Here is an 11,310-nt window from a genome sequence, read left to right as displayed (position 1 = left end):
CATGGGCATCGCGCCCGACCGTATCGACGAGCTCTCCGCCATGGCGATCGAAGACCCGAGCGCCGGCGGCAATCCGGTGCCGATGACGCTGGAAAACACCAAGGCTCTCTTCCGGGATTGCTTCTGAGCGAGGCCCCGGATCTTCGTGAAGGTGCAGGCAGCGAGATGGCCGAGCGATCTCAATATAGCTCGAGGTGGTGCTACCCATCCTCCTTTTTGTTCCCGAAGGTGTGGCGCAGGCACGATAGGTCGTTTACTTCATAAGCGGCCTCACTGCATAACTTGCCGGAATGGGAGGGGAACGTTTGCGATGAATATAAGACAGCTCAAAGGCTTTGCCGCCGTCATGGATAGCGGACTGATCTCCAAGGCTGCCGACGAGATCGGCATTACGCAGCCTGCCATGAGCAAAATGATAAAGCAGATCGAAGACGAGCTCGGCATCAGACTGTTTGAACGATCGCGTGGAAGGTTGTTTCCCACTCCGGAGGCAAGCTATCTAAAGAATGTCGCGAACTCGGTTCTGAACCAGCTAAACGAGGCCACGCGATTCCTTCAGGATTACGGCAACATGCGTGCCGGCGACTTGCGAGTCATGAGCATCCCTGGGCCGTCTCTCTTCTTCTTGCCAAACCTGATCAACGAGTTCGTTCCCGCGCTCAGCCAGGTGAACGCCTCGCTCATGGCTTGGAATAGCTCAAGCATCGTCAACTGGATATCCAACCATCAATCGGGTGTCGGGATTGTCGAGATCTACGATCCAAATCCCTTTCTGAGACTCGAAACGCTAGACCTGCGGTGTGCCTGTGCGTTGTCGAAGTCCCATAAACTGGCGGCAAAAGAGATATTGACGCCAGAAGACTTATCTCAGGAAAGCCTGGCGTTGATCGTCTCGGATCATCCCTTGTTCGAGGATATTCAGGCAGTATTCAAAGCAGCGAAATGCCCGATGAATATCAAGTTTCAAAGCGATCTGTTCGTCCCGCAATTCGCGATGATCGAAGACCGCGGCTTGATTGGCATCATCGACCCAATCAACATTCGCAACTATGAAATCTACAGCGGTCGATCCGACAATATCGTATTCCGAAGGTTCGAACCAAGGGTGGGTCTTAAGCTGACGGTTGTCTCACCGTCGTTGCGGCCGCTGTCGGCGCTCGAGAACGAATTTCGGAGCGTTCTGGTCGGCGAACTTACGAAAATCGCTGAACCGGTTTTGCGGTAAGCGCGTCCTCGGCTTAGGTTGCGCAGGATGGCGGTCCAATATTTTTGCGCGACTAAACATCTAGCGATTGATTTTTCAGCTGACGTCGTCTTCGGCGAGGACGGTCTCAGCAGCGTTTTCCAACAGACGATGGGCGGGCACACCACCAAGCGGTCTGATCGAATAGATTTGGAGCGCGACAGGTTGCGGATCGGACCGCAGCCGTTTCAGGCGCCCTGACACCATGTCGCCTCGGTAGAGCTGCTCGGGCAAATAGGCGAGCCCTAGGCCGGCGACAGCGAGGTCGGCGGCGGTGCGGAATGTGTTGCAAATCGTAAGATGTCGAAAATGGACGTCGTTTGATGTCAGCCAACTCAAGGTCGACCCACGAAATTGCCACTCTCTCGAGGTTGCAATGACGGGCAGCTCGCTTAGGCTGCGCGGCGTTATCACCTCCGGTATCTCGGAAACGGCTGGACTGCACATCCAGCAGAAGTCAACCGATTCTAAAGGTGATGATGAAAAGCGTGATTGCGGCAATTCACAAGCCGCGAAAGCCATGTCCAAGCTTCCCGAATCGAGCTTCTCTTCAATGACATGGGACAGCGCCACTTCAAGTTCTAGCTGAAGGCGAGGATAGAGGCGTCGTAGCAAACCGATGAATCTTGGTAGCCAAGTTAGAGCGACAATTTCTGCGACGCCCAAACGAATGTAGCCGACAACTTCTTCTTTCGCCGCCGCGGCCTCGCGAAAGCGTTCCGTTGCAAGAAGAATTTCTTCGGCGAATGGCATCAGAAGCACGCCTTGGGGGGTCAGGCGTGCCGTTCGCTGGGTCCGATCGAAGAGCTGCGCGCCGATTTGGGCCTCTAGCTCCTGAATCCGCATAGAAACAGCCGATTGTGTGGCATTTAGCCGATGCGCGGCTCTCGCAAAACTTCCTAGGCGTGCGGCCCAGTAAAAGGTCAAAATATGCCGGTGGTTCATCGACATCCTCCATATCGATCTCCATAGTTCAATTTTTTTGAAATGTGGTCTAGCGAATAATTCGATTTTTTTGGGGTTTCGCTTGTGCTGAATTCTTCACGACAGGACGCCAGTCAAGAGGCCGCTACGAAAACAAGTCGGAAGTCAGTGAGGAAACGTGTCTGGTAAATTAGTTGAAATCGACGCCGCTTTCGTCGAGAAAACCGTTGTTGAGCTCGCCTCTTTCGGAGCGGTCGGTGAGACCGGCGTCTCCCGCACTGTCTATTCGCCAGAATGGGTAGGTGCGACCGATTATTATGCCAATGCTTGTGCCGAAGCAGGGCTTGAAGCGTATCGCGATGCCGTTGGCAACGTGTGGGGAAAGCTGCCGGGTTCCACTGCGGAAAAGTCTATCGCGTCGGGCTCCCATATTGATTCTCAGACGCCCGGCGGACGCTATGACGGTGCATTGGGCGCGGTTGCTGCGCTGATTGCCGTCAAGGCGTTGAAGGAACAGTTCGGCATACCTAAGCGTACGATCGAGGCGGTAGCCTTTTGCGAGGAGGAATCAAGCCGCTTCCCCAACGCAAATTACTGGGGTTCGCGCGCGATCACCGGGCGTATTCGACCGGAGGACCCCGATCGCGTTATTGCGTTTTCGGGTGAGACGATTGGGCAGGCTATGCGGGATGTGGGACTTGATCCCGCCCGCATTCCCGAAGCGCAGCGGAATGATATCGACAGTTTTGTGGAGCTACATATCGAGCAGGGGCCGATCTTGGAGCAGGCCGGTCTGCCGGTTGCTGTCGTCGATGCCATCACCGGCATTCGTCAATATCGCGGCGAGATCAGGGGCGTGCAAAATCACGCGGGTGCCTTCCCTATGGACATCCGCCACGATCCCTTGGCTGGTTTCACCGAAATCGCCTCCGGGCTGATCGATACGGCTCATCGTGTTGGACGCCCTGCGGTAACAACGGTCGGTCGCGTCCTCGTTGAACCGAACTTTCCGGGCATCATTCCGGCCAAGGTGGAATTCTCGATCGATGCGCGACATCCCAATCCGCAGGCCAGACGCCGTCTTTACGACGCGCATGAAGGTTTGATGCAGGAGGTGGCGCGGCGACGGGGATTGGATATCCGCTGGGATGTCATGCTTGACCACGAGCCATCACAGTCCGATCCAGCGATCGTGTCCATGCTGCAGCGAGTAGCCACTGAGCAGGGGGTTCCGTTTTTGACCATGCCAAGCGGTGCCGGCCATGACTCGCAACAAATGGCGGCGATCGCCAAGGTCGCGATGATTTTTGTCCGGTCAAAGGACGGGCGAAGCCACACGCCAGACGAGTTTTCCTCGATCGAGGATATTGTCGCCGGCATCCGAGTGCTCGCAGCCGGCTTGCATGCCCTTGCCTATTAAGATGAAGGAGACCAGGAATGACCTATCCGCGTGATCTGAAAGGCTATGGGGCCCATCCTCCCGATCCTAAATGGCCAGGCGGCAAAAACCTGGCGGTGCAGTTTGTCATCAATTATGAAGAGGGTGGCGAGAATTCCGTCCTGCACGGCGATCGGCAGAGCGAAGCATTTCTTGTCGAAGAGCCAGCAGTTCCGTTTCAGAACATCCGCAATCTGAATGTCGAATCGCAATATGAATACGGTACTCGTGTGGGCTGGTGGCGGCTCCATCGTATGTTTCAGGAGCGTCAGTTCCCGGTAACGATCTTCGGCATAGCGGCCTCATTGCAAAAGAACACTGAGGCGGTGGCAGCGATGAAGGCGGCAAATTATGAGATCGCCTCGCATGGGCTCCGCTGGATCCAATACGCGGAGATGCCGGAAGAGCAGGAGCGAGCGCAGATCGCCGAAGCCATCCGCATTCATACGGAAGTCACCGGCGCTCGTCCTACCGGCTGGTACACGGGGCGCATGAGCACTAACACACGAAGGCTTCTGGTCGAGGCGGGAGGATTTACTTACGACGCTGATTCCTTTTCGGATGATCTGCCCTATTGGGTTAAGGTGGAGGGCAATGACCATCTGGTGGTTCCCTATACGCTCGATAATAACGATGGTCGCTATGTCAACACTTACGGCTACCAGTCACCGAGCTTCTCGGCCTATCTCACCCAGGCGTTCGATTTCCTGCGGCGGGAAGCCCAAACCTCGCCGCGGATGATGAGTATCGGCTTGCACACGCGCATAGTCGGCCGGCCGGGCCGCGCGGCCGATCTGGAGCGGTTTCTCGATCACGTTGCCGCTTGCGATGATGTTTGGGTCACACGACGGATCGACATCGCCGAGCATTGGCGCAAAACCCACCCGCCGCAGTCATGAGCGCCGCCATCCTAGTGGCAGGTGCCGCCGGCTTGGTGGGTGGCGCCGTAATGTCAGCTCTGCGCAGACGTGGCAGGCCAGTCATCGGCATTGACCTGACAGCCGATGCGGACCGCGATGTGCTCGCATGCGATCTTTGCGACATGAAGCACCTGGAAACGGTCGCGAAGGAATGGGATCTGGCGGCTATCGTCCACTGCGGGGCCGTCTCGGGGCCATCGCTTTATCGGGAGGATCCTGGCTTTGTAGTAGGGACCAATATTGGATCGACGCAAAATCTACTGGACCTTGCACGGAAGCGTCAGATCCCACGCTTTGTTTTTGCCTCATCTGCCAGTGTTTATGGCCCGACCGACCCTTGTTTGGATGTGACGGAGAATATGCCGCTCCATCCTAGTTCGGTCTATGCCGCAACCAAGATCGCTGGGGAAGCGCTGGTCGAGGCGTATTCAAGCCAGTATAGCCTTTCGGCAGCGAGCCTGCGGATTGCCGCCGTCTATGGACCGGGCCGCCGAACACCCTGCGTCATACGGGAAATGATCATGGCGGCAGCCGAAGGTAGAGTGCTGAACCTGCCAGTCGGCGGCCATCAGCGATATCACTACATCCACGTTGACGATGTGGCATCGGCTGTTATTGCTGCCCTTGATGCCGCAGACTTCTCCATCTCGGCCTATACGATTGCTGCCGACCGCGGTGTGTCTCTGGGTGAGCTCGCAAAGCTCGTTCGTGAGGCCGTGCCGGGGCCGCATATCGATGTCGAAGCAAATGAGGATCCGCTTTCCGATCCTCAAGGCCCCTATGATCTCAAAGCCGTGCAACGCGATCTCGCTTGGCTGCCCACAATCGAGCTGACGGCCGGCATTCGATCTTACGCGGCTTGGTTACTTCAGAAAAAATGAAGGGGATGCTTCAAATCAATTCGATTGCCTGAATTGTCCATTGTCACGATCCTGATCTGGCAGGGACAACGAAATGATCCTTGAATATCACAAAAACAAGAAAGGCCGCTCCAAGAGTGGCTCAACCAGAGGGTAAATTGATGATCAGAATTCTTGCCGGCCTTGCCGGTTTGACCGTACTTTTTGCAATCGGTGCTGTGCCAGCCGCCGCCACCGACCTTAAGAGCATCGAAATCAGCATCATCGAACATCAGAAGCTACCGGTCTTTGTGCCGCCGGGCCCATCATTCAATGCCAAGGCCTGCATGACAGACAAGAAGCTGATGGTCGTGCCATTTTCCAGCGCAGTGGAATTTACTGGCGGGGTGGCAACCCAGATGACGGAGATCGCCAAGCAAATCGGCTTTCGATATGAGCATTACCGGACGCAGGGCCAACCATCGCAGTGGATTCAGGGTATCAATCAGGCCATCACACAGCACTACAACTTGGTTGACGTGCTCATGTCTGATCCACGTGTCCTGCTGCCGCAGGCCAAACAGGCCGATCAGGCGGGCGTCAAGATTGTTGCTGCGCATGCTTCAGGCTTCGATACGCCCGCACCTGCGCCATTCCAGAATGTCCAGATCGATTATACAGAAGCCGGTCGGCTGATGGCGCAATGGGCCGTCTTCAAGACGCAAGGCAAGGCAAACGTACTTGCCATCGTCGCCGAGGATTCATTTTCCGCCAACTCGTTACAAAACGGCATCAAAGATGTGATGAGCCAGTGTAAGGAGTGCAAGGTCAAGTATCTGAATGTACCTGTGACCGATTGGGCTACACGCATGCAATCGACGGTTCAGTCAGCCCTCCTCGCCGATCATTCGATCAACTACATCCTTCCTATCTACGATGGCATGGCTCAATTCGTGGTGCCCGCCGTTGATCTGACCCAATCGGCCGACCGGGTTAAAATCGCTACCTTTAACGGTAGTCCCTACGTTTTGCAGCTTGTTCAGCAGGGCAAGGTCGAAATGGACATCGGCGAGAGCATTGACTGGGTGGCTCACGCTATCGTCGATGCGGAGATGCGCATCCTTTGCGGCCTGACGCCTGTTAAGGATCCGAAGGTTCCACTGTACATCTTCGAAGCGTCGAATGCGAAATCTGCGGGCACGCCGCCAAAGATCTCGACCGGTTATGGCGATGCTTATCTCGACGGATACCGCAAGCTCTGGGAACTACAGTGATGTCGCAGACAGCCGCTTCCGGCGCTAACCTCGTCGTCGAGGGACTGACAAAGTCCTTCGACGGCATCAGGGTTGTCGATGACGTTTCGCTCATCGTGAATTTCGGTGAGATCCACGGACTTCTGGGTCACAATGGCTCGGGAAAGTCGACGTTGATCAAAATGTTGTCTGGCGTTTATGCCCCGGATAACGGGCGCGTGACGCTGGGAGGGCGGGAATTGCCATTGCCGCTGCCTCCCGGTGAGTTCAACCGCTATGGCATCGCCGTGGTACATCAGGCCCTTGGACTTGTATCGTCACTCTCGGTAACCGAAAATCTCCTCGCGCGGCGCCTCGTTCGGCAATCAAATCCGATGATACACTGGGGTAAGGCCCATCGCGAAGCCAGGGCAACGCTTAGCAATTTCGGGCTGGCAATTGATCCGCGCCTACCCGTATCCGCTTTAACACCAGTGGAACGTGCGTTGCTCGCTATCATCCGCGCCTTCACTGAAATTAGCGAAACCACGGGTGATCGTGGTGGCCTTCTCATTCTCGACGAACCGACGCCGTTCCTTCCGCGCGTGGATGTCGAGCGGCTGTTCGAGCTAGTGCGAAACCTAGCCGGGCGGGGGACTAGCGTCATCTTCGTTTCGCACGATGTCGACGAGGTGAAGGAACTGACAGACCAAGCAACTGTGCTTCGCAATGGCTCAATTGCCGCCAGCCTGACCACGGTGCAATCCACCAAAGCGGATTTCATCGCAGCGATTGTCGGGCGTCATCTCGACTCCGAACGTCCCACGCCTGGCAAGCTGCAACGCTCCAAGATCATGACCATTTCGGAGCTCACTTGTGATGGTCTGGCGCCATTCGATCTGGAGATAGGATCAGGCGAAGTGGTGGGTCTTACCGGTCTTGTGGGCTCGGGCTACGATCTTGTTCCCTATTGCATTTACGGCGCGAAAGCCGCAGCCGGAGGCAGGATCATTCTCGCGGATAAAATCGCGACATTGACCGGCATGACGCCGGCCGAGGCAATCAGGCGTCGTATGGTTCTCGTTCCCGCTGATCGGCAGGGGGCTGGTATCGCCGAGAGTTTGACGGTTGCCGAAAACATTGCGTTGCCGGCCTTCGGCCGCTCGCTGCCTCGCTTTTTTGTTCAGGCTGCCAAAGTGGCGCATCACGTCAATCAACTTGTCGAGGATTTCGATATCCGACTTCGTGATTCAAGCCGGCCGATCAGAGAATTGTCGGGGGGAAACCAGCAGAAGGTGGTGCTTGCCAAGTGGCTGCAGACCGAGCCGGACGTTATCCTGCTCGACGAGCCGACGCAGGGTGTCGACGTCGGTGCCCGACATCAGGTCTATGGCTTCATCCGAAACGCGGCCGAGCGCGGGGCAGCGGTCATCTGTGCCAGCTCCGATCACGAGCAACTAGAAATGATTTGTGATCGTGTGCTCGTTTTCAGCCGCGGGCGGGTCGTCGCCAGTCTGACCGGTGCGGACGTGAATAAGGTAACGATCACCCAATATTGTCTCGACAGCGTTGCGGGTACGCTCGCTACCCCACCAGCCACCCTGGAAGAGTATTCTCAATGAGCAAAGCCATCATCGCCGGTCCATCGGCAGACATCAAAGCCGCAAAGCGCGGACGTCACCGCTTCCTCGTCGAACTTGAGCGTCTGGCACTGCTGATCGCCTGGCTGCTGATTATCGCTATCTTCGGCGCGATCTCACCGGATTCGTTCCTGACCTGGCCAAACTTCTCGACTATCTTCGGGTCCCAAGCGGTGCTGGTGATTTTGACGCTTGGGCTGATTATCCCCTTAACTGCTGGCGACATCGATCTTTCTATAGCACAGATCCTGACGCTATCGTCCATGGTCATTGCGGTCTTGAACGTCGATCACGGCTGGCCGATCGGCGCTGCTATCATTGCAGCTCTCATCGTCGGCCTGCTAACCGGCCTGTTGAACGCCTTCTTTACTCTTTATTTTCGCATCCACTCCCTGATAGTCACACTTGGAACGGGGACTTTTCTTCACGGCCTGACGCTGTGGATCAGTGACTCGCGCACGATCGGCGGCATAGATTGGAGTCTGGTCAATGCTGTCATCCTCATCCGCGTTTTAGGCATCCCGCTCGCCTTTTACTATGCGCTCGCGCTGGCGTTGATCCTTGTCTACGTCTTCCAGTTTACTTCGCTCGGTCGAAAGGCGCTTTTTGTAGGGCGGGGGCGCGAGGTGGCTCGGCTTTCTGGAATCCCCGTAACGCGTGTGCGCTTGGTCTGCTTCCTGGCATCGGGCGGGGTCGCCGCTATCGCCGGCGTGTTGTATGCCGGGACTTCGGGTTCGGCAGATCCCAATTCCGGGACGCAGCTGATGTTGCCCGCCTTTGCGGCTGCCTATCTCGGCGCCACGGCCATTTCGCCCGGACGATTCAATCCGTTGGGGTCGATGATTGCGGTTTATCTGCTGGTGACGGGCATTACCGGCTTGTCTATCCTTGGGATCGACACCTTCGTTCAAGACCTGTTTTACGGTGGGGCATTGGTCGTCGCTGTCGCGTTGTCGCAGCTCGTGCGCGGGCGTGAAGAATCCCTCACCTAGTTGAACCCTATTGATCAAAAGGCAGGAGAAAATCATATTGATCGAACGCAATCACACCAACCAGCGAATGAGCCAGATTGTTCAGTATGGCGGTGTTGTCTATGTCGCCGGTCAGGTCGCCAGCGGCGCACCCGGCGGTTCGGTGGCAGAGCAGACAAGCGATATTCTTGGACGTATCGATGCGCTGCTGAGGGAGGCGAATACAGATAAGAGCAAGATCCTGACGGCGACCATCTGGCTCACCGACATTGGTACATTCGACGAGATGAATGGCGTTTGGGATGGCTGGCTATTGCCGGGCCAAGCGCCTGCCAGAGCATGCGTTGAGGCAAAGCTGGCGGCACCGCAATATACGGTTGAGGTTATGGTTGCGGCAGCCGCAGCCTGATCAATATCATGCGTGTAAGGGACTAATTTTGATTTCTACAATATTGTGCACGGCAGAATGGCAAGGATGAAACGGTTGGCGGAGCGCAATGCCCTGGTTATTGGTGGCGCGATAGGGATCGGTCGTGCCGTCGTGCTCGCGTTTGCACGAGAAGGGGCAAGGCTTGTCATCGCCGATCACACACATGCGACAGAAAGCGAAGAAATCGCTACAGAAATACGCGCCGGCGGCGGCGACGCAATCTGTGTAGAATGCGACGTAACGGTCGAGTCAGATGTCGTTTCCGCAGTCGAGGCAACGATCGCCCGATATGGCAGCATTGATGTGCTGGTCAACAATGCCGGTATAGGCGAATCCCCCGGAGATTTCGCAGACCAAAACTGGGCTGATTGGCAACGGTTGATGGATGTCAATTTGCGTGGCATTGCGTTGGGGATGCACTACGCTCTCAAACCGATGCTGAAACAGGGTTATGGCCGCATCATCAATACGGCTTCCCAACTGGCACACAAGCCGGCCGCTGGTGCAGCGGTCTATAGCGCCGCCAAGGCAGGAGTGGTCGCGCTGACGACAGCGGTTGCTCAGGAGGTCGCTGCTCGTGGCGTCCTAATCAATTGCGTGTGTCCGGGACCGACTGATACTGCGACATGGCGACAAAGCGATGCCGATTGGCGCAGGTGGAAAGAGGCACAGCTGCCGATCAGGCGTATAGCGCAGCCAGAGGAAATCGCACCCGCCTATGTTTATCTTGCTTCGAATGACGCGAGCTTTATGGTGGGACAATCGATCTCGCCAAACGGCGGCGACGCCAGTTGGTGACGAACAATTATGCTCTCCGCGCTGATTAATCTTGCTAAGCTAGAGGGGAGATCCATAAACCCTTTCGTTAGAAACTCAGAAGATTGTCGCGAAAATTCTCGTGCTCACAGGTCTTGCGCACGAGGCCGCGCTTCTGCAATTCCGGCACGAGCCCGTCTGTGATCTCGGGCAACATATCGTCGCGTCAGCGGAAAGGCATGGATCAGGAAGCCGTCACCGCCAATGGCGTCGATGGCTTCGCCCATGCGTTCCGCGACCGAGGCCGACGTGCCGACAAACTGCATGGTGCGGGTGGAGCGTCCAAGTCGGGATTCCACCATCTGGCGGAGGGTCTTGCCTTGCTTCGAAAAGGCGGCGAGCGTTCCTCGATGCCCATCCGTGTCGATCTCCGGCAACGGCTTGTCGAGATCGAATTGCGAAAAATCGACGTTGTTATCTGCCGACAGCCCGGCGAGGACGCGGTCGATTGCGTTTTGATCGATCTCGGGAACCAGCGCGGCGATCTGTTCTGCGTCTTCCTAGGTGTCGGCAAGAACGGGCAGAATGGGGAACAGGACCTTGCAATCATCGGGATTGCGACCGTTCTCAATCATGCGGCGGCGAATGTCGTCACGGAATTCCTTGGCCGCTGCAATCGGGTCGTCGCCTGCCATGGCGGCGATCAGCGTATCGGCATGGCGCGCGCCGAAAGCTCGCCCGGGTGGCGAGTTACCGGCTTGGCAAAAGACCGGGCGTCCCTGCGGTGAGCGCGAGACATTGAGCGGTCCGCGCGATCGGAAATACTTGCCGTGATAGTCGAAGCTGCGGACCTTCGTATAGTCGGCATGTGTGGTGGTCTTTGTCATGCACCACAGCGTCCGGCTGCCAGGCTTCCC

General features: G+C 56.6%; 12 protein-coding genes and 1 pseudogene. 10 read left to right on the top strand and 3 right to left on the bottom strand.

Translation table 11 applies throughout. From position 1 onward, the window contains the following. Both GR212_RS33605 and GR212_RS33600 read left to right on the top strand, forming a co-directional pair. Positions 1–127: pseudogene (locus tag GR212_RS33605) on the top strand (iron-containing alcohol dehydrogenase); the annotation flags it as partial. Positions 128–310: 183 nt separating this feature from the next. After that, positions 311–1,225: a LysR family transcriptional regulator gene (locus tag GR212_RS33600; protein WP_163993797.1), complete on the top strand. Its 915-nt coding sequence runs from the start codon at positions 311–313 to the stop codon at positions 1,223–1,225. 75 nt (positions 1,226–1,300) lie between these two features. On the opposite strand, the gene GR212_RS33595 is transcribed toward GR212_RS33600, so the two are convergent. After that, complete coding sequence (locus tag GR212_RS33595) at positions 1,301–2,188, bottom strand: LysR family transcriptional regulator (RefSeq protein ID WP_163993795.1); 888 nt, start codon at positions 2,186–2,188, stop codon at positions 1,301–1,303. A 157-nt stretch (positions 2,189–2,345) separates the two neighbouring features. On the opposite strand from GR212_RS33595, the gene GR212_RS33590 reads away from it, so the two are divergent. From GR212_RS33590 to GR212_RS33555, 8 genes are all read left to right on the top strand, one after another. Next, positions 2,346–3,587, top strand: coding sequence for a hydantoinase/carbamoylase family amidase (locus tag GR212_RS33590; RefSeq protein WP_163993793.1), 1,242 nt, complete (start codon positions 2,346–2,348; stop codon positions 3,585–3,587). Positions 3,588–3,604: 17 nt separating this feature from the next. After that, positions 3,605–4,504, top strand: coding sequence for an allantoinase PuuE (gene puuE / locus GR212_RS33585; RefSeq protein WP_163993791.1), 900 nt, complete (start codon positions 3,605–3,607; stop codon positions 4,502–4,504). Continuing rightward, entirely contained in the window at positions 4,501–5,406 is a 906-nt protein-coding gene (locus GR212_RS33580) for an NAD-dependent epimerase/dehydratase family protein (RefSeq protein ID WP_163993789.1), read from the top strand. The genes puuE and GR212_RS33580 overlap by 4 nt, the downstream gene beginning before the upstream one ends. Before the next feature lie 140 nt (positions 5,407–5,546). Beyond that, entirely contained in the window at positions 5,547–6,638 is a 1,092-nt protein-coding gene (locus GR212_RS33575) for a sugar ABC transporter substrate-binding protein (protein ID WP_163993787.1), read from the top strand. After that, a complete protein-coding gene (locus GR212_RS33570) occupies positions 6,638–8,218 on the top strand; it encodes a sugar ABC transporter ATP-binding protein (protein ID WP_163993785.1) in 1,581 nt (526 codons plus the stop codon). The genes GR212_RS33575 and GR212_RS33570 overlap by 1 nt, the downstream gene beginning before the upstream one ends. Continuing rightward, positions 8,215–9,228: an ABC transporter permease gene (locus tag GR212_RS33565; protein WP_163993783.1), complete on the top strand. Its 1,014-nt coding sequence runs from the start codon at positions 8,215–8,217 to the stop codon at positions 9,226–9,228. Before GR212_RS33570 ends, GR212_RS33565 begins: the two co-directional genes overlap by 4 nt. 34 nt (positions 9,229–9,262) lie before the next feature. After that, the gene (locus tag GR212_RS33560; RefSeq protein WP_163993807.1) at positions 9,263–9,616 is read left to right on the top strand and encodes a Rid family hydrolase; all 354 of its coding nucleotides are present in this window, start codon (positions 9,263–9,265) and stop codon (positions 9,614–9,616) included. 75 nt (positions 9,617–9,691) lie between these two features. After that, on the top strand, positions 9,692–10,435 hold the full coding sequence (locus GR212_RS33555; RefSeq protein ID WP_163993781.1) for an SDR family NAD(P)-dependent oxidoreductase: 744 nt from the start codon (positions 9,692–9,694) through the stop codon (positions 10,433–10,435). 104 nt (positions 10,436–10,539) lie between these two features. On the opposite strand, the gene GR212_RS37895 is transcribed toward GR212_RS33555, so the two are convergent. Beyond that, positions 10,540–10,830, bottom strand: a complete 291-nt coding sequence (locus GR212_RS37895) for a hypothetical protein (RefSeq protein ID WP_163993780.1) — start codon at positions 10,828–10,830, stop codon at positions 10,540–10,542. Between the two features lie 123 nt (positions 10,831–10,953). Continuing rightward, positions 10,954–11,280 carry an LLM class flavin-dependent oxidoreductase gene (locus GR212_RS37890; RefSeq protein WP_163993778.1) on the bottom strand — a complete coding sequence of 109 codons (327 nt, stop codon included), beginning with the start codon at positions 11,278–11,280 and terminating at the stop codon, positions 10,954–10,956. Positions 11,281–11,310 lie beyond the last annotated feature (30 nt).

Origin of the sequence: Martinezella lusitana (assembly GCF_010668395.1) — a bacterium.
Classification (GTDB): Bacteria; Pseudomonadota; Alphaproteobacteria; order Rhizobiales; family Rhizobiaceae; genus Rhizobium; species Rhizobium lusitanum_A.
Note: the sequence above shows the minus strand (reverse complement) of the source record. Positions and strands in the feature narration are given on the sequence as shown.

Excerpts from the sequence above, each read along its gene's own strand:
- GR212_RS33600 (WP_163993797.1), top strand. The coding sequence starts at position 311 with ATGAATATAAGACAGCTCAAAGGCTTTGCCGCCGTCATGGATAGCGGA.
- puuE (WP_163993791.1), top strand. The coding sequence starts at position 3,605 with ATGACCTATCCGCGTGATCTGAAAGGCTATGGGGCCCATCCTCCCGAT.
- GR212_RS33565 (WP_163993783.1), top strand. The coding sequence starts at position 8,215 with ATGAGCAAAGCCATCATCGCCGGTCCATCGGCAGACATCAAAGCCGCA.
- GR212_RS37890 (WP_163993778.1), bottom strand. The coding sequence starts at position 11,280 with ATGACAAAGACCACCACACATGCCGACTATACGAAGGTCCGCAGCTTC.
- GR212_RS33575 (WP_163993787.1), top strand. The coding sequence starts at position 5,547 with ATGATCAGAATTCTTGCCGGCCTTGCCGGTTTGACCGTACTTTTTGCA.
- GR212_RS33570 (WP_163993785.1), top strand. The coding sequence starts at position 6,638 with ATGTCGCAGACAGCCGCTTCCGGCGCTAACCTCGTCGTCGAGGGACTG.
- GR212_RS33595 (WP_163993795.1), bottom strand. The coding sequence starts at position 2,188 with ATGAACCACCGGCATATTTTGACCTTTTACTGGGCCGCACGCCTAGGA.
- GR212_RS33580 (WP_163993789.1), top strand. The coding sequence starts at position 4,501 with ATGAGCGCCGCCATCCTAGTGGCAGGTGCCGCCGGCTTGGTGGGTGGC.